This window comes from Hymenobacter saemangeumensis, from assembly GCF_039541835.1.
GTDB classification, from domain to species: Bacteria; Bacteroidota; Bacteroidia; order Cytophagales; family Hymenobacteraceae; genus Hymenobacter; species Hymenobacter saemangeumensis.
Genome location: NZ_BAABGZ010000027.1, coordinates 22,053 through 42,058, shown reverse-complemented (window position 1 = coordinate 42,058; position 20,006 = coordinate 22,053). Strand labels below are relative to the sequence as shown.

Sequence of the window (20,006 nt, the reverse complement as noted above, 5' to 3'; positions counted from 1 at the left end):
AGGTAGGCGGAAGAGGGAATGGCCCGGCCAAAAAAAGGGGACGAACCACTAGGCTCGTCCCCTTTCTGCCAGGTTTCCGGCTGGGTTTATTGCACCTGAATGCGGCGGGTAACTACGCCTTCGCTGTAGGTGACGCGCAGCAGATAGATGCCGGGCTTGATGTTGTCGAGGGGCAGCGTTACGGTGGCGGAGCCCAGCAGCGGCTGTTGCAGCACGGGGCGGCCTAGAGCGTCGAGCAGCTCCACGGCCTGGGCCTGGGCGGTGGGGGCGGGAGCAAGGTTCAGGCTGCCCTGGGCAGGTACGGGCCAGGCCTCGGTGCGGGTGGCAACGGCCTGGGGCGCGGCCATGTGCAGCACATTGGTGGCGGTGATGCGGGCCAGGCTCATGCTGGGCTGGCCGCTCAGGGCAGTAAAGCTACCACCCAGCACAATTTTGCCATCGGCCTGTACCAGCATGGTTTGCACCGCGCCATTGGGTGCGGCCGTCGCGGCAAAGGACACATCGGCCTGACCGGTAGTCAGCACCCGGGCCAGGTTGCTGGGCAGATTGGGGCTAGTGAATGCGCCACCCAGCAGAATCCGGTTGTTAGGCTGGATAACCACCGAGTTAATCAGACCTTCAATTGCGGGCGGGGTAAAGCTGAGGTCTTCACCGCCGGCGGTAGTCAGGCGTACAAGCGCGGGCAAGGGCATCCCACTCGGGGCTGCGAATGAGTTACTACCTACCAGAATCTTTCCGTCAGACTGCAGCGCCAGCGAGCGGGCCTCTACCTCGGGCGAGGTGAAGGTAGCATCGGGAGCGCCCGAAACTTCCAGGCGCTTTATCGAAGTGCTTTCGCCCACCAGTAGTTTGCCATTGGCTTGCTGGGCCAGCGAAAACACAGCGCCGATTCGCTGCGGCTGCGTTGTGGCGGTGCTAAAGGTGTTATCCACGCTCCCATTGCTTAATAGGCGGGTAATGGGGGACGTAAGCAGAGTCCCGTTTTGGAAAACCGAGTAGCCGGCGAGCACAATACGACCATCTGCCTGCAACAGCATTTTGGTAAGGAAGCTATTGGTGTAGGTAGGCGGAGTAAAGCTGTTATCCGCACTGCCATTAGCCAGCAGGCGCTGCACCGACTGTGGGATTACAACCAGGAGGCGTCCATCAGGCTGCAGGGCCAGGCTCGCGATGCTGGTCGTATTGATAGTGGGCGGGGTAAACGTAGCATCGATGCTTCCGCTGGGATTAAAGCGGGTCAGCCGCCGCACGATTTGTCCATTAATCTCCGAAAAGTTGCCGCCAGCTACATATTTGCCGTCGGGCTGCCGCTGCAGCGAAGTAATGTTGCCTACGTTTTGGATAAGGGGCTGAAACGAGGGGTCGATAGTACCGGAGCTGTTCAGCTGCACCAGCGTGCGGTCGAGGGTGGTATTGAAGGTGTTGAAAAAGCCGCCTACCAGAATCCGGCCGTTAGCCAGTAGCTTAATGGTCGCTGGACTAATATCGGGGCCACTACCTACCTGAAACGACGTGTCGAGCGTGCCGTCGATGTTTAAGCGAGCTACGCGGGCCGCGCTGGTATTGGGAACACCCGCGCGGTTAATAAAAAGAATTTTACCATCAGGCTGTACCTGCATGGCATTCCCGGAATAAGTGGAAACGGCAAATGCGTTAAGGGCAGGAGGCGTAAATCCAGGGTCAATGGCACCGGATGGAAGCACGCGAGCCAGGCTCTGGGAGCTGGAACCCGCTCCAAAGCGCATAGTACCGCTCAGCAGGATTTTACCATCCGGCTGAACCGTCATGTTGATAATATAGGAGTTGCTGACCAGGGGGCTGGTGAAAGTAGGGTCGAAGCTGCCGTCGGCGTTCAGGCGGGCCAGCCCGTTGCAAGGAGTGCCATTAAACGAATCAAATTCCCCCGCAATCATGTATTTGCCGTTGGGCAAGGCCGTGATAGAGGTGATTTCGGAATAGGGCCCGCCAGTCCCGGTGCCAGTGTTGAAGGTTGGGTCTACGGCGCCCGATGCCGTTAAGCGGACAATGCAATTAGCGGGAACGCCATTGAAAGATTCAAACGCGCCTACCACAATCGATTGGCCATTGGCCAGGGGTAAAACGTCGTCCAGGTAGTAGAATGACTGCGAAGCCAGCCCGTTCCCGGCATTAAAGGATGTATCGCCCGTGCCATCGGCATTCAATCGCAACACGCCCGTTCGGGTTATCCCGCCTGCCGTTATGGGAGTAGATAGCTCGGTGCTTAAGTAAATCTTGCCATTAGGGGCCAGCGTAACTTCAAAAGGCCGGGTGGCGGTACCTACATTTTGCTGAAACGCCGCATCCAGGCTGCCGTTGGTATTGAATCGGCTGACGTGGTAGGCCGGGCTACCATTGATGCGAAAGAAGTTGCCAACAACCAGGAGCTTGCCGTCGGGCTGCTCAGCTACCGACTCCACCCCGCCCGGGGCGTAAATAGTAGACACCGTGAATCCAGGGTCCAGCGCTTGCGCAACTACTGTTCGCTCTGTTACTGACAGCAGAAGCAGACTCGCTACAATTAGTATAGGCTTTTTCATTGGAAAAATTTGGAAAAAGATAGAAGATAACAAATCTAGTTTGAAAAATCGGGCCAGCACTATCCCTTTATTTGCTAAGAGAAAGAATTGGTAATTTCTTAATTGAAGGCTGCCAAAGCACACTCGGGTAACAGGCTATTCGATAAATACTTTGCCTGGAAAAGAGAGGAGCGTCATGCACAGCATGACGCTCCTCTCTTTTCCAGATAAGCTCTAAGTGGTGAATAGTGGAGGCTGCTACCCACGCCTGCTCAACATGGGTTGCAGCTAGCTGATAAACGAATGACCGGCTGACCAGGGGCACATGGAGCTCTTGACAAATCGAAGCCACGGATGCCCAGAACAAGGCTGCATCTTGAAAAAGCCAGTGGCCGGATTAGGGCCTGGGCTTACACTAGCGGCGGGCCACCCGGTAGTTAACCAGCCTTTGAAAAGTAGTGTCACGGCCATTGATGCGAAAGCGCATGGAAGCCTTCCAGGTAGCGCGGCCGGGCTGCATTGGGGCCCGAAAGCTCACCCGACCAATGCCGTCGGGGCCCATTTCTACTGGCTGCCCATTGCAATACATCTGAGCGTTTTCAATTACTAGTACTCTGTCTATAAACAGCTTTGCCCGATACAGTTCGCCGGGAGCTACTAGGTTGGATTCGGCTGAGGCCATAATTTTCAATCTGCCAAGCAGCTGTTTGGTCCCAACACGTTTGGCCAAATCCTGCTGAAACCGTCTTTCACGGGCCAGCACATCGGCTTCCAGCTGGGAGAAGGCGGCCAGGGCAACCACAACGGTAACGGCCTGAAGCGAGGGAAAGGCCAGCTGCGCAGTGTCGGTCGGGTAATACTGCCGGGTGCGGGCTTTATAACGGGCTATATCCTTGTGTATTTGCTGGGCGGCAGCGGTGCCGGGACCTAAGTATCCTTTAACTTGGTCGGTAGCGTTGCGATGGCGGAGCAGGAGGGTGCCGGGGTTGTTACCCGTTGCACGAAGCAGGTCTTCGCGACGGGCATGCAACACCTCGCACAATGCCTTGGTCTGCTGGCGCAGGCTTTCTGCGCCATGAAGCACGGTTAAGTCACTGGCCTGATTCTGGTTTTTAACCACGGATGCCTGAATGTTTCTTAACTGGTGTTCCGCGGCCTGGTCGTTGCGCTCATTGCGCTCCATTAGCGTGTAGTCCAGCTCCTGCAGCTGTAAGTCCAAACGCTTCTGCAGCTCATACTGCTGGTAGAAAACATACGCTGCAGCGCCTATAATGGCCAACGGCAAGGCCAGTACCAGGTAAGTCCGGAGGCTCATCGCGCAGCTGGAATGATGATGAAGTATGGCACAGTCAGCCGCCAGGCAGTATCGTACGGAAAGTCCCTGGCCCGAATGACGCCCTGCCATTGTGCTCGTAAAGTATCGGGCTGGCCTGGGTTAAGCTGGGGAGTACGAAACGCAACCTTGGCATGCCCGGGGTAGAGCAGCTCAACTGATTTGCCATTAACCGTGGCTTCGGAAAAGAAGACATCAGAGATGGACTGGCTTAGAAAAAGCTGGCTGCGATAGGTGCCGCCCGGCACTACGGTATTGGATTCGGCCACGGACTGCAAAGCAATTCTATCAAAGCAAAAGCAGCAGCTGCTGCCGACTTTCTGGGCGTTGTTGCGCAAGGCCTCTTCACTGTAGCGTCTAATCTGCGCCTCCAGCCGGGTATACGTTGTAAGTACCGCCGCCACGGGCAGCTTTTCAAAGTAAAACGCACTGAAGGCCTCGCGCATGGGCTTGGTAAACGGGTCTTTCGTAAGCGGCACGGCATCCGGGACTGATGTCCGGATGAAAGCGACGTACCGGTCCAGGTGCCTGCTTAGCTCATTCACAACAGCAGGTTCCACAGTGGTACTTGAGTAGTAACTGTTTGGAAAGGGAGCCAATGGGCGCGCACTACTAAGCTGCCGCCGCAGGGTCTGCAGGGTGTCCGTCAGGCTAAGTGTGCGTAAGCCGATTTGTTCGGCCATGCGCAGTACCTCCATGTCGCGGTGGTGTTGGCGATTTCGATTCACCGCTTTCCTAATCCCCAAAATAGTGGCTTTGTCTTGCCCACTCATTAGCTGGTTGTTAGCCGTTGCCCGGCGCTCCAGCGCTAGCAGTTGCTGCACTGTAGCTTGCTGGCGCAGCTGCCCTTGATGGTAAAACCAGGCTGCCGAGCCGAGAGCCACTATCAGAAGGGGGAATACGAAAAGCATATTAGCACGGCGCATAGCGGCGGTGGGGCAGGATGTAGTCTTTATATCAGCACGAACTTCTTCCCCGGCAGCGCCTTCACTACGCTGCGAAACTCCAGCCCCAGCAGCAGGGAAGCCACGGCGTGTATCGGAAGCTGGGCTTTCCAGGCCAGCTCGTCCATGTGCATCTCTTTCACGGCTGCCAGCACGGTAACCAAGGCAAACTCATCGGCCGAAAAATCATCGGCCGAGTAGGAGGGAGCGGGCTTGAACTTGCCCGACTGGTGCAGGGCGGCGTCCCAGTTCAGCAGCTCCTCCAGGTCGCGGGGCTCGGCATATAGCGCGGCTTTGTTGGCTTTTATCAGCGCGTTGCAGCCCTCGGAGGCCGCCGAGCCCAGGTTGCCGGGCACGGCCAGCACGTCGCGGTCGTAGCTCAGGGCCAGCTCGGCGGTAATGAGGGCGCCGCCCTTGCTGGCGGCTTCTACTACCACCGTGCCGTCGGAGAGGCCGGCAATTATGCGGTTGCGCTGGGGGAAGTTGTAGCGGTCGGGCGCCGTGCCAAACGGAAATTCGGTTAGCAGGCCGCCTTGCTCGCGCATCTTCTCGGCGGTTTTGCGGTGGGCGGCGGGGTATATAATATCGAGGCCGGTGGCCATAACGCCCACCGTTTCCAGGCCTTCCTGCAGGGCTGCGCGGTGAGCGGCAATGTCGATGCCATAGGCCAGGCCGCTCACCACCAGCGGGCGGTGCGGCAGCAGGCCTTTCACGATGCGCTCGGTTTGCTCACGGCCGTAGTCGGTAGCCTGCCGGGTGCCCACCAGGGCCACAGTTTTGGGCGCGTTCAGGTCGGCCGTGCCCTGGTAGTAGAGCAGGGCCGGCGCATCGGGAATGAGCTTGAGGCGGCTGGGAAACTGCTTGCTGGTGTAGAACAGCAGCTGCACGCCTTCCTGCTCGGCTTTGCGGATATTGGCTTCGGCCGTCTTCAGCGCCGTGGTCCGCTCCGGACCGGTCAGGGTTTTAATGGTGGCCTCGCCCACGCCGGGAATGCGCCGGAGCTTGCCAGCGGGTAGGTGCAGCACGTTCTTGGCCGAGCCGCCGTAGCTCATCAGCTGCCGGGTGAGCTGGGGGCCGATGCCAGGAAAGAGAGTAAGGGCGAGTTCGTGGTAGAGGGTTTCGTCGTTCATGCGGGTAGCCCCACCCCCGGCCCCTCCCCGGTAGGGAGGGGAGCCAGACGACAGTGGGTAGAATGCGAAAGGAAATTTTATTAGCCCGCTTACCGTCAGGCTCCCCTCTCTTTTGGAGAGGGGCCGGGGGTGAGGCTTGCGCGAGTGGCCTACTCAGAATCAGCTTTACCACTCACTTCCAGCTCCTTTTTCAAGCTGACGAGGAAGCCGCGCACCTTTTCCAGGCTTTGAATCACGTCAATCTTGTCCTTGAGCTGCCCGCCTTTCTGCTTGAGCATGTCGCGGGCGCCGGGGATGGTGTAGCCGCGCTCCTTCACCAGGTGGTAGATGGTGCGGAACACCTCAATGTCCTGGGGCGTGAACAGGCGGTTGCCTTTCTTGCTGCGGCGCGGGCGCAGCTCCTCAAACTCGGTTTCCCAGAAGCGAATCAGCGACTCGGCCACCTTGAACTGGGCCGCCACCTCGCCAATGGTAAAATACTGTTTTTCAATGCTGCGCTCCTTGTAGGGCATATGTGGTGGGGTTGTTTCGGGCGGCAATGTCGGTAGCACCCTGTACATTAGACTCGAAAAGTACCAAATAATCCGCAGCCGGACCTACGCTCAGGGGCTGGCTCCCAACACCGGGCTGTGCGGCAGGGCCATTCGTTTACTCAACGCTGCATGCCACCCTATGCCTCTGCGGAATTTGCTCTCGGCAACCCCATCGTCGATTGCTGGCTTTAAGGCGGGCGAATTGCCGGGGCTTTCATGGGGTACTATTTGGTGGGGGCTGGTGGGCGCAGTAACCGCGCTGCTCCTGTACCTGGCCGGGAGGCTGTGGTGGCAATGGCGGGATGGCCGCAGGGCTGCGGCCATGGGCGAAACCCGGGTCTACTTCGCCATTGGCCGTGCCTTGGGCTGGGGCGCAATTGGGTTGGGTGTAGTAATGATGGGGCTTTTCATGATGCAGACCGCCGCCGATAGCCTGATGCTGCTGGTGTCAGGCGCTGCCCTCGCGCTTGCTGGCGGTGTAGTCATGTTTTTCGAGCTGCGCCGGCTTCTCAACCGACGGCCGCAGCTAATTATGAATGCCCAAGGCATTCAATGGCAGGCCTTTCCGTTACGGCCCTGGTCCCAAATCCGACACGCACGGGTAGAGCTCGTTGAGGGAAGCAGCGACGAGATGGAGTCGTCCTTTCACCTGTGCTATACCGTTACCCCCGGCCTGCCTGAGAGTTCCTTCGAAATGTCAGTTGACCTGAAGCTCCTGGCCGTCGACCCAATTCAGCTGGAGCAAGACCTGCGGCGGGCGAGGGGCTCCAAAGCATCGCGCGAAGCTTAGCCAAGGCGCAGTGCCGGGGCGGTGATGCCCGGTGCTCAACCCCGGAGCCGCAGTAGCGGGCACCGTGGCCGTTTCCAGCTACGGGACAGGCTGCCTACCTTTGCCCTACTCTGAAATTACCTTAAAACGCCCGGGCTTCTTTTGGAGCTTGTGGCTTTCCCTGCCTAATGTCACTCCCCACCGCTTCGCACGTTCGCCAGCAGTTTCTGGATTTCTTCGCTTCCAAAGGCCACCACATTGTGCCCTCGGCGCCCATTGTGGTGAAAGACGACCCCACGCTGCTCTTCATCAACAGCGGCATGGCTCCATTTAAAGACTACTTCCTGGGCAACAAGCCGGCGCCGTTCAAGCGCATTGCCGACACCCAGAAGTGCCTGCGCGTGAGCGGTAAGCACAACGACCTGGAAGAAGTAGGCTACGACACCTACCACCACACCATGTTCGAGATGCTGGGCAACTGGTCGTTTGGCGACTACTTCAAGAAAGACGCCATTGCCTGGGCCTGGGAGCTGCTCACGGAAGTATACAAGCTGCCCAAAGACCGGCTCTACGTGACTTACTTCGAGGGCGACCAGGGCGATAAGCTGGAGGCCGACACCGAAACCCAGGGCCTGTGGCGCCAATACACCAGCGACGACCGGATTCTGCCCGGCAATAAGAAGGACAACTTCTGGGAGATGGGCGACACCGGCCCCTGCGGCCCCTGCACCGAAATCCATATCGACCTGCGCGACGAAGCCGAGCGCCAGCAGAAGGCCGGCGCCGAGCTGGTGAATGCCGACCACCCGCAGGTGGTGGAAATCTGGAACAACGTGTTCATGGAGTTTCAGCGCATGGCCGACAAAAGCCTGGTGAAGCTGCCCGCCCAGCATGTAGATACCGGCATGGGCTTCGAGCGCCTGATGATGGCAGTATCCGGCGTTAAGTCGAACTACGACACCGACGTATTCCAGCCGCTGATTCAGTTTATCGCCAAGGAAGCTGGCGTGGAATACCACGGCACGGCCCCGGCCACGGTAAACGACCAGCCGGCTACGGAGAATGAGAAGACGGACATCGCCATCCGCGTCATTGCCGACCACATCCGCACCATCGCCTTTACCATTGCCGACGGGCAGCTGCCCTCCAACGTGAAAGCGGGTTACGTAATCCGCCGCATCCTGCGCCGGGCCGTACGCTACGCCTTCTCCTCGCTCAACCAGAAGCAGCCTTTCCTCTACAAGCTGGTGCCCGTGCTGGCCGACCAGATGGCCGGCATCTTCCCCGAGCTCAAGCAGCAGACGGCCTTCGTGACCCGCGTGATTGAGGAAGAGGAAATTGCTTTCCTGAAGACGCTCGAAACCGGCCTGCGCCGCCTCGACGCGCTGGAGGAAAGCGCCCGCGCCAACGGCAGCCGCATCGACGGCAAAACGGCGTTCGAGCTCAGCGACACCTTCGGCTTCCCCCTGGATTTGACGGCCCTTATTGCCCGGGAAAAAGGGCTGACCGTGGACGAGGAAGGCTTTAAGGCCGCCCTGGCTGAGCAGAAAAACCGCAGCCGCAACGCCCAGGAAACCGAGCAGAGCGACTGGACCATCGTGGCCGACGCCGAAGAGCAGCCTGCCTTCGTGGGCTACGACAACGAGGACGCCCCGGCCCGCCTGCTGCGCTACCGTAAAATCGACAAAAAGGGCAAAACCGAGTACCAGGTGGTGCTCGACCAGACCCCGTTCTACGCCGAAAGCGGCGGGCAGATTGGCGACACCGGCTACCTGGAGTCGCCGCTGAGCAAGGTGCGCGTGATTGATACGAAAAAGGAAAACGACCTCATCGTGCACACCGTGCTGGAGCTGCCCCAGGATTTGGAAGCTGATTTTGCGGCCCGTCCCGACACGGCCCGCCGCAACCAGATTCGCAAAAACCACTCCGCCACGCACCTGCTGCAAGCCGCCCTGCGCGAGGTGCTGGGCAGCCACGTACAGCAAAAAGGCTCTTTAGTAAATGAAAAGCTGCTGCGCTTCGACTTCTCGCACTTCACCAAGGTAACCGACGACCAGCTGCGCCAGATTGAGCGCATGGTAAACCAGAAAATCCGCGAGCAGATTCCGCTGGATGAGCGCCGCAACGTGCCCATTGCCGAAGCCAAGGAGCTGGGCGCTATGGCTCTGTTTGGTGAGAAGTACGGCGAGTTCGTGCGCGTCATCACCTTCGGCCGCGACTACTCGGTGGAGCTCTGCGGCGGCTTGCACGTGCCCAACACCGGCAGCATCGGCTATTTCAAAATCACGGCTGAAAGCGCCGTGGGCGCCGGCGTGCGCCGCATTGAAGCCGTTACGGCCGACGCGGCCGAAGCCTTCGTGGACCAGCAAATTGACTTGCTGAACCAGGTGCGCGAAACCCTGGGCAACCCCCAGCACCTGCTCACCACCCTGGAAAAGCAGACCGAGGAAATTGCCACGCTGCGCAAGCAGATTGAGCAGTTCGCCCAGCAAAGCATCAACCAGCAAAAAGACCAGCTGCAGGGCCAGGTGCGCGAGCTGAATGGCGTGAATTTCCTGGCCGCCGTGGTGCAGGCCAGCAGCGCCGAGGGCCTGAAAACCCTGGCCTTCAACCTGCGCCAGGCCGTGCCCAACCTGGTGGCCGTGCTCGGCGCCGAAATTGACGGCAAGCCCCAGCTGGCCGTGATGCTGGACGATGAAATTGCCAAAGCCGGCAAGCTGAATGCAACTACAATGGTGCGCGAGCTGGCCAAGGAAATCCAGGGCGGCGGCGGCGGGCAGCCGTTCTTCGCCACGGCTGGCGGCAAGAATGCGGCCGGCCTGGCGGCGGCGGTGGCTAAGGCCACAGCCTTAGTTGAACAAGCTAATTCTTAGCCTTATAAGCGTATGCGGTTAAATAAACTTCTTCTGACTGGGTTGCTGCTGGGGGCTACTATAATGGCCTCGGCACAAGAAGTGCGCACCTACCCGTACAAAACTACCGAGTATGTGTCCGGGGACGGCCGTCTGCTGCCGGGGCCGGAAGGTGCGCATCAACGCCTGGAATACACTTATCGCGACAGCTTATCGGGTACAGTGCGAATGTATAATGCTTCCGGCAAGCTGGTGAGCAACACGCCGTATGCGCATATGGCGTCCCAGCTCAAGTTTGGCCCCGAGACCACCTACTACGAAACTGGTGAGCTCCGGACCAAGGACGATTACGTGAGCAACATGCGCAATGGCGAGTTCCTGGTTTTCTACAAAGACGGCAAAATCAAGCGGCGCGAAATATATAAGGAGAACGTGCGCATTACGGGCGAATGCTACGACTCGGAAGGGAAGGTTTTGCCCTTTTCTGAATATGAAGTAATGCCCCGCTTCCGCGGAGGGGGGCTGCCGGAAATGGTGAAAGCAATTCACCACAACCTGCTGTATCCTCAAGATGCGCTGCGCCAGCAGATAGAAGGCAAGGTTTGGGTGAGCTTTGTAGTGGGTGCCGATGGCCAGATACAGGACGTGAAAATTGTTCGGTCCCTTTGGCCTTCGCTGGATAAAGAAGTTGTTCGCTCAGTCAGAAAACTGCGGGACATTATACCAGGAACTCAGGATGGGATGGCAGTTCCAGTATCTTATATTACACCAATAACTTTTGCTATTCAGTAATTAGCTCAATGTAACCGGCTATTCCACTCTGCTCTGTAGAAGGTTCAAAAGAATAGCCAGGGCGGGCTTTACGCTTACTTTCGCACGGGTACTTTACAGGCCCGTTCGCTATAATCTATGAAAAATTTGTATTGATTCATTTTTGCCTGCTAATTGAGTTTAAGCTGGAATAACTGAAGCAAGCAGATACCTATTAATTGTGTCAGGCATGAAATTTACTCTCGAAGTACCCGACCACGACGCGGAGTTTGTGCTGGTATAGTTGCGGGCCAGGCCCAGGCTTGTGGGAGTGAAGGCAGCTCCGATGTATTCTGGTGGAACCGCCGAGCTTATGGCTGTGCATGGCGGCTCCAGTACGGAGGAGTCATCGGCGGTGGAGTACTTGGACGCGGAGTGAGCTGCAACGCGAACAGATTGCAGCACTAAAGGAGCATGAACGTGCGGTAAAGACAGCGAAGGGAAAATTTTATAAGCCAGGACGATTGGCAGCTTGACAATAAGGCAAGTCCGATTACATTTAGGGCACTTGTCATCTTCGAAATCCAATTGTCTGATGTCCCTTTTTACTCGACTAAGCTTTGTAGGTATTCTTACCGCGGCTACCATTCAGGCGCAGGCCCAGGCCGTACCTACGTTCACCAATCCCACCGATTACAACAACTACATTGTAAATGAGCAGCGGCTGCTGCTAAAGAAAAACCTGCGCTACATCAGCAAGTCGGCCCATAGCGAGAATGAGCGCAAGATTGAGTCGCGCCGGCTCGATGTAGTGAAGCAAAACGAGCTTTCCCTGGCTAGGCTGGCCAAGCTAAAGCCGTTTGAAGGCGACGACGACTTCAAGGACAAAGCCACCGAGGCGCTCTACCAGCAGCTGAAAGTGTATTCGGAAGACTACAAAAACGTTGATTTCCTGGCCGCGACCCGCACCCGCAGCTACGAGAATATGGAGCAGTACTACCAGGCCATGGAAATGGCCGAAGCCAAGCTGCAGGCGGTAGGCGACAGCGTGGACGCTGCCCAGAAGCGCTTCGCGAAACGCCACAAGCTGACTATTTCCAAGGACCGTGAGATGGACGAGCTCGACAAATACATTGCGGCAGTGTCGGCGGTGAATGCCTACCAGCACAAAGTGTACCTGGCCCAGTTTCGCATTGAAAAAGCCAATGCCCGCGTGAGCGATGCCATGAGCGCCCAGGACGTGGCTGCATTCGCTGAAGCCCGCAAGCAACTGGCCGAGGATGCCAAGACGGCCCAGGCTGCCCTGTCGGCTATTCCGGCCTTCCGGGGCAAGGATACCCAGTACCGCGATGCCACCCGCAGCCTGGTGAACTTTTACGCCGGGCTGGCGGCCAACCAGTTCCTGAAGCTGGAAGGCCTGCTGGACCACAAAGACAGCCTGAGCAAGGAAGAGGTGAAGGAGTTTAATGGCTACATCAACTACTATAACGCCAACAGCCAGAAGTTTAGCCAGGCTTACAACCAGGCGGCCAATAACTTCCAGTCAACCTACATTCCGGTATTCAACGACTAGTAAGAGCGACGACGGAGGGCCTACCTTTGCGGAACGGAATGCAGCCGGTCCGCAATGGTAGGCCCTCTGCTTTTTCAATCTCGGGTACCCGCCGGGTACGAACTGCCAATTCAATGGACGACAACATCCTATCCAAATACCAGCCCGTTATCGGCCTGGAAGTACACGCCCAGCTGCTCACGCGCAGCAAAATGTATTCGTCGGACGAAAACGAGTACGGCGTGGCCCCCAACACCAACCTGAGCGTGATTACGCTCGGCCACCCCGGCACCTTGCCCCGCGTGAACCGCACGGCAGTGGAGTTTGCCATGAAGATGGGCCTGGCCACCAACTGCCAGATTCAGCGCGACAACCTGTTTGCGCGCAAAAACTACTTTTACCCCGACCTGCCCAAGGGCTACCAGATAACCCAGGACAAGACGCCCATCTGCTACAAGGGCCATCTGGAAGTGCGCCTGCCTGATGGTGGCAGCAAGCGCATCGGCATCACCCGCATTCACATGGAGGAAGACGCGGGCAAAAGCATGCACCTGGCCGGCGAAACGGAAACCCTCGTGGACCTGAACCGTGCCGGCGTGCCACTGATTGAAATCGTGAGCGAGCCCGACATTCGCAATGGCGAGGAAGCCTACGCTTACCTCACTGAAATCAAGAAGCTGGTAGAATACCTGGGCATCTGCGACGGCAACATGGAGGAAGGCTCGCTGCGCTGCGACGCCAACATCTCGGTGATGCTGAAAGGCGCCGAGAAGTTCGGTACCAAGGTGGAGGTGAAAAACATGAACTCCTTCCGCAACGTGCAGCGCGCCATTGCCTACGAGGTGGAGCGGCAGATTGCCATTCTGGAAGCCGGCGGCGAAATCGACTCCGAAACCCGGGGCTTCGACGCGGCCAGCGGCACCACCAGCGGGCAGCGCAGCAAGGAAACCCTCAACGACTACCGCTACTTCCCCGAGCCGGATTTGCCCCCGCTCATCATCGACGATGCCTGGCTGCACCGCATGCAGGCCGAGCTGCCCGCTCTGCCGCAGCAGCTCTACGCCCGCTTCACCGGCGAACTGGGCCTGAGCGACTACGACGCCTCGGTGCTTATCGACCAGAAGGACGTGGCCCTGTACTTCGACGAGCTGGCCCGCCTCACGCCCAACGCCAAGGCGGCGGCCAACTGGGTGATGGGCCCGGTGAAATCTTACCTCAACGAGCGGGCCCTCACCATGGAGGAATTCCCCCTGGACGCCGCCCAGCTGGCGGGCATCATCGAGCTGATTGACGCCGGCAAGCTCAACTACTCGGTGGCCAGCAAGCAGCTGTTTCCGCACCTGCTGGAGCACCCCACGGCCAACGCCACCGGCGCCGCCGAAAGCCTGGGCCTGCTGGTATCCACCGACTCGGGCGAGCTCGAAGGCCTGGTGCAGCAGGTGCTGGCCGCCAACCCGGCCAAGGTAGCCGAGTACAAGGCCGGCAAGAAGTCGCTGACCGGCATGTTCATGGGCGAGCTCATGAAGCTGACCGGCGGCAAAGCCGACCCCAAGCTGGCCAACCAGCTGCTGCGCGCGGCCCTGGACGCTTAGTGCCGGCACACTGAAGTTGCGCTTCGGCTTCGCTAGAGCAGTATTGTTCCGGCGGGGCCGAAGCGCAACTTTAGGGTGCTGGTGCTCGCACGACACTTTTTTCGTCCTTTGGTGCGTTCTTTGCCTACCCGCCGCTGCTGTGGTGGTTCTGGTTTCTATGCCCGTTACGGCTGCCCGGCTCTTGTAAAATTCACGCCATGCCACAATACTCTATGATTAAGCCCCTTTTCCTGGCCGCCACTGTGCTGGGTGTTGCCAATGCCTGCCAGAACGCTACTGCTGCCGATGGCTACGAAATCACCGGCCAGCTGAAAAATGCTCCCGCAGGAACCACGGTCACCTTGTCGCGGCTTACAGCCAATCAATTTGTGGAAAAGGGAACGGCTAAAACCGATGCCCAGGGCAAGTTCACCTTTAAGGACACCACCGCCCGGGCGGGTATCTTCCAGCTCAAAGTAGACGAGCCCAACCAGGTGCTGCTGATGCTGGACAACAAAACCCGCATGCAGCTAGATGGCGATGCCAAAAGCCTGCCCGCCACGTACTCTGTGAAAGGCAGCAAGGATACCGAGCTGCTGCAGCAGCTCACCCGCGTGCTGCAAGGCACCAAAGGCCAGCTCGAAAGCCTGGGGCAGCGCTACAATGCTGCCGGCCAGGCCGGCAAAACCGAGGAGATGCAGGCCATTGAGCAGCAATACTATGCCGCCCAAAACCTGAACAACGCCCGCGTGAAAAAGCTTATTCGTCAGAATGCGACTTCGGTAGCCGCCGGCTTTGCCGCCGGGGCTTTCCTCAACCCGGAGGAGGAATTTGTATTCGCCGACTCCATCGCCGGCATTCAGCGCAAAGCCAACCCCAACTCGCCCTTCACGCGGGAGCTGACGGCCCGCCTGGAGCCCCTGCGGGCCACGGCCCCCGGCACCGTTGCGCCGGAAATTAACCTGCCCACGCCCGAGGGCGGCAAGCTGGCCCTGAGCAGCCTGCGCGGCAAGTACGTGCTGATTGACTTCTGGGCTTCCTGGTGCGGCCCCTGCCGCAAGGAAAACCCCAACGTGGTAGCCGCTTACAACAAGTTTAAGGATAAAGGCAAAGGCTTCACCATCTACTCGGTGTCGCTGGATCAGGAGAAAGGCCGCTGGACCAAGGCCATTGAAGACGATAAGCTGACCTGGCACCACGTTTCGGACCTGGCCGGCTGGAACAGCGTAGCTGGTGCGGCGTACGGGGTGAAAGCCATACCGCAGTCCTTTCTGCTCGACCCCCAAGGAAAGATTATTGCCAAGAACCTCCGCGGCGAAGCCCTGGCGGCCAAGCTGGCCGAAGTGCTGAAGTAAAAGGCACTGTTAACGGGCTAGCCTAACCTGGGCGTCGCCCGGCCGCTTAAAGGAGCTGGGTAAGTTAAAAACGATGAAGCTGTTTAAAAATTCAGGAACACCAGCCTGGGTTTTTAAACAGCTTCATCGTTTTGGGCGAACTCAGGTTTCACATTCTATCCAATAGGGTAGTCCATTGCAAGGCCAAGGTGAAGGCTTATCACAGAGGGGCCGCTCTTACGCTGTCGCCCTGGTCAAAATGTAGCATCAGGGTGGAGTCGGCCCGGTGGCTGTAGCGGCGGTAGCGGGCGTTGAGGAGAAGCCGGTGGGTGAGGAGCTGGCTGCGCAAGCCACGGCCCAGGGGCCGGCTGGCTTCGTAGGCGTTGAAGGTGGTCGTCCACCGCTGCATCATTCGGGCTCCTGGGAGCTCATTCGCCGGAAAGTTTGCGTCCAGGCCGGTGTGCAGGAGCTGCACCTGCACAAGTACGTAGGGCCGGGTGGAGGTGGTGTTGAGGGCCTTTCCCCGCACCCACAGCAGGGAGTCTAATCGGCTTTGCTGCCGGGCGGCGGGACTTAGCTCGCGCCAGTGGGCCGGCCCTTGCACCAGGAGCTGGTCGCCCTGCCGGGTAGCGCCTATCAGTGCTACATAATCATAGCTGCGCTGCCAAATCCAGACGAACTCGCCCCGCCGGTCGCGTTCGGCATCGTCGTCGGTCAATCCTGCCAGCAGGCCCTCCAGGGCCAGGGTTTTGCCACGAAATTGCCGGTCAGCGGCTGCACTGTCCTGGGCAAAAGCCTGGCCGAGTGCGTAGCAGGTAATGGTGGCGGTGGCGGGCTGCAGCTCGGGGCTGTCGCTCCTGTTCTTCTGCCAGTAGCCTGCGTAGAGCAAGCCCAGCAGCCCGGCCAGCAGCACCAACAGGTGCCGTAAAGTACTCTTCATACGGCCCAAGATACTGCGGGGAAGCCCAGGCCCGGTATCAGCGCAGGAACATGGCTTGCAAGCCCGGCCAGAGCCGTTTTTTCAGGCTTACATCGTACTCCACCAGGTCAATTTCCGCCGAAGCCAGGTAGGAAAGGTTCAGACTCGGGAACTGCACCGGCTCGTAAATCTGGGTGTTGCGAATGGTGACGTCGAGCAGGTTTTTGCCAAAGGCAATGATTTGCGTGGCCGCCAGCTCGCGTCGCAGGTTCACCAGGGCCACCGGCAGGTGCGACTCCACATTTACCAGTACCACGTCGGCCATCACCAGGCCCAGGGCCTGCAGCATCTTATTCAGAAATACGTTGCGGGGCAGCTTTAGAAACTGCTCGTGGGGCAGGCGCACCAGCAGCAGCACCCCATCGGCCCGGCTGCCCTGGGTAGAGAAGGTTACCTGCATTACGGGCGGAACTGAGGGAGTAGCGGCGGGTGCCGCGGCAGCCGGAATCTGCACCGGGGCCGGTGCTGCTGCCTGAGGAGCCGGCTCGGCAGCTGCCGGGCGGGCGGGCATGGTGCCCAGGGAGGGCAGCTTAGGCGTTGCAGAAACAGGCGGAGCAGCCGCACCCGCAGCGGGCAAGGGCAGGGCTAAGGGCGCGGCAGTGGTTGGAGGAGCCGGCAGCTCAGCAGCCTGTTCGGCTACAACCGCCGGCGCAGATGCCCCTGCCGGCTCCGCCTCGGCCGGCACATACAGCGTGACGTCGGTGTAAAAGTTCTGCAGAAAAGCTAAAGTGTTTGAAGACATAAGCCCAGCGTATCGACAAAAAACTAACTACTCAGTACTTAACACCTGATACTATTTTACTCCAGCTCGAAAATGGCTTTCAGCTCCTGGGCTTCGGCGGGCTTCATGCGGCCGGCGAGTACCAGGCGCAGCTGGCGGCGGCGCAGGGCGCCTTCGTAGAGCTTAATTTCTTCCGGCGTCTCGGGCAGGGCCTCCGGCACATCAATGGGGCGGCCGGTCTGGTCCACGGCTACAAAGGTGAAGAAAGCCTCGTTGGTCTTCATCCGGGTGCCGCTGGGAATGTCCTCAGCCCATACGTCGATGTGTACCTCCATGCTGGAGCTAAAAGCGCGGGTCACCTGGGCCTGCAGCGTAACCACATTGCCCAGGCGAATGCTGTCGCGGAACGACACGTTGTCGACTGAGGCCGTGACGACGATGCGGTTGGAGTGCTTCTGGGCGGCAATGGCGGCGGCGATGTCCATCAGGTGCATCATCCGGCCCCCCATGAGGTTGTTCAGGGTGTTGGTGTCGTTGGGAAGCACCAGCTCGGTCATGATGACGAAGGAGTCGGATACGGGTCTCTGCTTGCGCATGGAAGGTCTGGTTTCAGGAAGGCAAGGGCAGAGCGACTGCCTTCCGATGTGGTATGAAAAGAGAGGCAAAGGTACGGCTGCAAGCCGCCGGCCCGGCAATAAAAAGCCCCGCTCGGTTGGGAGCAGGGCTTTTTTCGGGGTAGTAGCGCAGGAAACAGCTTAGTTCACCGTGAGCTTGCTGGAATACGTTTCGCCGTTCAGCTTGATGCGCACCACGTACAGGCCGGGGCTGAGGCTGGCAGCCGGAAGGCCGATGGCCTGATTGCCTGCGCCGTAGGTTTTGCTGGGCAGGCTCAGCACCTCGCGGCCAAGCAGGTCGGTCAGGCTCACCTGCACCTCGGTGCGGCTGTTCAGGTCCACGTGCACGGCTGTCTCATTGGTGAGCGGGTTGGGGTACACGCTGATGCCGCGCTGGGTTAGTGCCGTTTCGCGCGTGCCCAGGGGGCCGGCAATGCGGAACTTGTCCATGAAGAAGCGGTTGCCGGTAACGGAGCCCTGCACCATCTGGAAGCGCACTTTAAAGCGCGGGCTGCCCTGCATAGTGGCAGGTATCGGAATGTTGAGGTCCTGCCAGTCGGAAGGCGACTGGGGAGTGTAGCCCGCCTCGGGGGCGCCGCCCTGGGTAGCCAGCGCCGTGGCCGAGAAGGTGGTGCTGCCCAGCCAGGTTTGGCCGCAGTCGTTGCTGAACGATACGCGCAGCTGCTCGGTGGCGCCGGCAACCCGCGGGGCGTACGCCCGGGCAATGCGCACCACGCCGGAGGTGGGAACCATGCTCAGGTCGATGTTGGGGGTAATGAGCGTGCTGGTGTAGCCGGAGGCGTACACCAGGGGCACGCTCATGTAGGCAATGCCATCGGCGGCAGGCACGGCCGTGCCGCGCTGCCAGCGCGAAGGGGCCGGGTAGCCCGGCAGCGACAGCGCGCCCACGGTGGTTTCGCCGTAGGTTTCCCAGTTGTTCAGGGAAGGGTTGGGGAAAGGGCCGGGGAGGGCGCTATAGCCAGCCGCTTCAAACGACTCCATGTAGGGGCCCGTCTGCCCGGCAGCCGGCCCTTCCACCTTGATAATCTCAGTACGGGTTTCCACGCTGCTGCCCACGTTGTTGGTTACCGTCTCGGTGATGGTGTAAAACCCGGGGGTGTTGTAGGTAACGGTAGCCGTCTGGCCGGTAGCCGTGGCCGGGGTGCCGCCCGGGAACGACCAGCTATAGCTCAGCGTACCGCCGGCAGCCGTGAAGTTGTAGGAGTAGTCGCGTACCGAGACCGGGCTGCCCACGCACACCGTGGTAGGAGTGGGCACAAAGCGGGCAATGGGAGCGCAGGGCGGCGCCACGTACCCGTCGTTGGTGCCGGTGGCCACCAGGTTGGCCTGCGAAACCAGGTTGATGCGGCAGGGCAGGGTGGTAATGATGGTCCGCATCACTGCCCGCTGGCCCAGGGTGAACATCTTCTCACAGTCGGCATAGTCCATGTAGTTCTGCACGTTGGAAATGATGCGCTGGCCGTTGGCATCGGTGCAGGTGCCGAAGTTGGTGTTGCAGGGGCCCTGCGACTGGTCGTAGCCGGTCGTGTTGGGGGTGTCGGCAATGCCGTCGTCGATGCTGCAGTTGCTGGCTAGGCCGGGGGTATTGGAGCGGCCCCAGGTGTGGGGCAGGCCAAAGTAGTGGCCGATTTCGTGGGTCAGGGTGCGGGCACAGAGGTTGGAGCTGCACGAGCGCCCGCTGTTGCCAAACTGCGAGCTGTAGAGCACAATGCCGTCGCCGTTGGCGGTTCCCCCGCACAGGTTGCCGAAAGTGTAGCCGCCGGCTCCGCTGGCAATGCGCTCATTCACCCAGATGTTGAGGTACTTGCTGGGGTCCCACATAATGACGTTAATGACATTATTGGTAGCATAGTTCGACTCAAACGAGCTGGTGCGGGTAATGCCCGTGGTGCAGTTGCCGTTGGGGTCAATCTTGGCCAGCTTGAACTGAAAGCCTACGTTGGCAATAATAGGCCGAAACATGGGGATGATGTCCACCGTGTCGGGGTTGGTCTTGCTGAAGTCCCGGTTCACGATAGCAAGCGCATCATTTATTTGCCGGTCGGTGATGTTGCTGTTCGGCCCGGTGTGCAGCACGTGAATTACCACCGGAATGGTAACGTCGGGCGCAGCCAGCAGGGCTCCGCGCTGGGCCTGTGCCGGGTTGGCCTTCATGCTTGCCGCGGCCTGGCGCAGCAGCTCGTCGTAAGCGTGCTCCGCGCCGGGGTTCGCGTTGAAGTAGGCCCGCTGCTTGGCATCGAAGTCACAGCGGCGAATGCCGGGGTTGTCCTGGGCGTGGGCTTCTGGCCGGGTGCCCAGTAGCCCCAGAACCGCCAGAGCCAGAGTGGGTAAAAGTTTTTTCAACATTGAAATAGGTGGGAAGTAAA

At 59.4% G+C, this 20,006-nt stretch carries 15 protein-coding genes; 6 read left to right on the top strand and 9 right to left on the bottom strand.

Annotated features, from left to right (window positions below; genetic code table 11):
- Window positions 1-86 precede the first annotated feature (86 nt).
- The 5 genes from ABD919_RS11995 to ABD919_RS11975 all read right to left on the bottom strand — a co-directional run bounded on the left by ABD919_RS11995 (window position 87) and on the right by ABD919_RS11975 (window position 6,456).
- Window positions 87-2,465 carry a T9SS type A sorting domain-containing protein gene (locus ABD919_RS11995; protein ID WP_345236254.1) on the bottom strand — a complete coding sequence of 793 codons (2,379 nt, stop codon included), beginning with the start codon at window positions 2,463-2,465 and terminating at the stop codon, window positions 87-89.
- Between the two features lie 487 nt (window positions 2,466-2,952).
- Window positions 2,953-3,852 (bottom strand): hypothetical protein, encoded by a 900-nt coding sequence (locus ABD919_RS11990; RefSeq protein WP_345236253.1) that lies wholly within the window; start codon window positions 3,850-3,852, stop codon window positions 2,953-2,955.
- The gene (locus tag ABD919_RS11985; RefSeq protein WP_345236252.1) at window positions 3,849-4,796 is read right to left on the bottom strand and encodes a hypothetical protein; all 948 of its coding nucleotides are present in this window, start codon (window positions 4,794-4,796) and stop codon (window positions 3,849-3,851) included. Before ABD919_RS11985 ends, ABD919_RS11990 begins: the two co-directional genes overlap by 4 nt.
- A gap of 26 nt (window positions 4,797-4,822) precedes the next feature.
- Entirely contained in the window at window positions 4,823-5,944 is a 1,122-nt protein-coding gene (gene dprA, locus ABD919_RS11980) for a DNA-processing protein DprA (RefSeq protein WP_345236251.1), read from the bottom strand.
- A 149-nt stretch (window positions 5,945-6,093) separates the two neighbouring features.
- Window positions 6,094-6,456: a MerR family transcriptional regulator gene (locus ABD919_RS11975; protein WP_345236250.1), complete on the bottom strand. Its 363-nt coding sequence runs from the start codon at window positions 6,454-6,456 to the stop codon at window positions 6,094-6,096.
- Window positions 6,457-6,631: 175 nt separating this feature from the next.
- Between ABD919_RS11975 and ABD919_RS11970 the strand changes: the two genes are divergently transcribed.
- The 6 genes from ABD919_RS11970 (at window position 6,632) to ABD919_RS11945 (ending at window position 15,326) form a co-directional block, all read left to right on the top strand.
- Window positions 6,632-7,267 (top strand): hypothetical protein, encoded by a 636-nt coding sequence (locus ABD919_RS11970; RefSeq protein ID WP_345236249.1) that lies wholly within the window; start codon window positions 6,632-6,634, stop codon window positions 7,265-7,267.
- Between the two features lie 167 nt (window positions 7,268-7,434).
- Window positions 7,435-10,119 carry an alanine--tRNA ligase gene (alaS, locus tag ABD919_RS11965; protein WP_345236248.1) on the top strand — a complete coding sequence of 895 codons (2,685 nt, stop codon included), beginning with the start codon at window positions 7,435-7,437 and terminating at the stop codon, window positions 10,117-10,119.
- 63 nt (window positions 10,120-10,182) lie between these two features.
- The gene (locus tag ABD919_RS11960; protein ID WP_345236247.1) at window positions 10,183-10,890 is read left to right on the top strand and encodes a TonB family protein; all 708 of its coding nucleotides are present in this window, start codon (window positions 10,183-10,185) and stop codon (window positions 10,888-10,890) included.
- 553 nt (window positions 10,891-11,443) lie between these two features.
- Entirely contained in the window at window positions 11,444-12,421 is a 978-nt protein-coding gene (locus ABD919_RS11955) for an LIC11966 family surface protein (RefSeq protein WP_345236246.1), read from the top strand.
- Window positions 12,422-12,534: 113 nt separating this feature from the next.
- On the top strand, window positions 12,535-13,992 hold the full coding sequence (gene gatB, locus ABD919_RS11950) for an Asp-tRNA(Asn)/Glu-tRNA(Gln) amidotransferase subunit GatB (protein ID WP_345236245.1): 1,458 nt from the start codon (window positions 12,535-12,537) through the stop codon (window positions 13,990-13,992).
- 212 nt (window positions 13,993-14,204) lie between these two features.
- Complete coding sequence (locus ABD919_RS11945; RefSeq protein ID WP_345236244.1) at window positions 14,205-15,326, top strand: redoxin domain-containing protein; 1,122 nt, start codon at window positions 14,205-14,207, stop codon at window positions 15,324-15,326.
- A 199-nt stretch (window positions 15,327-15,525) separates the two neighbouring features.
- On the opposite strand, the gene ABD919_RS11940 is transcribed toward ABD919_RS11945, so the two are convergent.
- The 4 genes from ABD919_RS11940 to ABD919_RS11925 all read right to left on the bottom strand — a co-directional run bounded on the left by ABD919_RS11940 (window position 15,526) and on the right by ABD919_RS11925 (window position 19,983).
- Complete coding sequence (locus ABD919_RS11940; RefSeq protein ID WP_345236243.1) at window positions 15,526-16,245, bottom strand: hypothetical protein; 720 nt, start codon at window positions 16,243-16,245, stop codon at window positions 15,526-15,528.
- 37 nt (window positions 16,246-16,282) lie between these two features.
- On the bottom strand, window positions 16,283-17,026 hold the full coding sequence (locus ABD919_RS11935; protein WP_345236242.1) for a hypothetical protein: 744 nt from the start codon (window positions 17,024-17,026) through the stop codon (window positions 16,283-16,285).
- 56 nt (window positions 17,027-17,082) lie between these two features.
- The gene (locus ABD919_RS11930) at window positions 17,083-17,601 is read right to left on the bottom strand and encodes an acyl-CoA thioesterase (protein WP_345236241.1); all 519 of its coding nucleotides are present in this window, start codon (window positions 17,599-17,601) and stop codon (window positions 17,083-17,085) included.
- Window positions 17,602-17,760: 159 nt separating this feature from the next.
- A complete protein-coding gene (locus ABD919_RS11925; protein ID WP_345236240.1) occupies window positions 17,761-19,983 on the bottom strand; it encodes a M43 family zinc metalloprotease in 2,223 nt (740 codons plus the stop codon).
- Between the last annotated feature and the right edge of the window lie 23 nt (window positions 19,984-20,006).

What these genes read in the sequence shown, in the direction of transcription:
- ABD919_RS11990 (WP_345236253.1), bottom strand. Translation starts at nt 3,852, where the DNA reads ATGAGCCTCCGGACTTACCTGGTACTGGCCTTGCCGTTGGCCATTATA.
- ABD919_RS11975 (WP_345236250.1), bottom strand. Translation starts at nt 6,456, where the DNA reads ATGCCCTACAAGGAGCGCAGCATTGAAAAACAGTATTTTACCATTGGC.
- gatB (WP_345236245.1), top strand. Translation starts at nt 12,535, where the DNA reads ATGGACGACAACATCCTATCCAAATACCAGCCCGTTATCGGCCTGGAA.
- ABD919_RS11955 (WP_345236246.1), top strand. Translation starts at nt 11,444, where the DNA reads ATGTCCCTTTTTACTCGACTAAGCTTTGTAGGTATTCTTACCGCGGCT.
- ABD919_RS11935 (WP_345236242.1), bottom strand. Translation starts at nt 17,026, where the DNA reads ATGTCTTCAAACACTTTAGCTTTTCTGCAGAACTTTTACACCGACGTC.
- dprA (WP_345236251.1), bottom strand. Translation starts at nt 5,944, where the DNA reads ATGAACGACGAAACCCTCTACCACGAACTCGCCCTTACTCTCTTTCCT.
- alaS (WP_345236248.1), top strand. Translation starts at nt 7,435, where the DNA reads ATGTCACTCCCCACCGCTTCGCACGTTCGCCAGCAGTTTCTGGATTTC.
- ABD919_RS11985 (WP_345236252.1), bottom strand. Translation starts at nt 4,796, where the DNA reads ATGCGCCGTGCTAATATGCTTTTCGTATTCCCCCTTCTGATAGTGGCT.
- ABD919_RS11945 (WP_345236244.1), top strand. Translation starts at nt 14,205, where the DNA reads ATGATTAAGCCCCTTTTCCTGGCCGCCACTGTGCTGGGTGTTGCCAAT.
- ABD919_RS11940 (WP_345236243.1), bottom strand. Translation starts at nt 16,245, where the DNA reads ATGAAGAGTACTTTACGGCACCTGTTGGTGCTGCTGGCCGGGCTGCTG.
- ABD919_RS11960 (WP_345236247.1), top strand. Translation starts at nt 10,183, where the DNA reads ATGGCCTCGGCACAAGAAGTGCGCACCTACCCGTACAAAACTACCGAG.
- ABD919_RS11930 (WP_345236241.1), bottom strand. Translation starts at nt 17,601, where the DNA reads ATGCGCAAGCAGAGACCCGTATCCGACTCCTTCGTCATCATGACCGAG.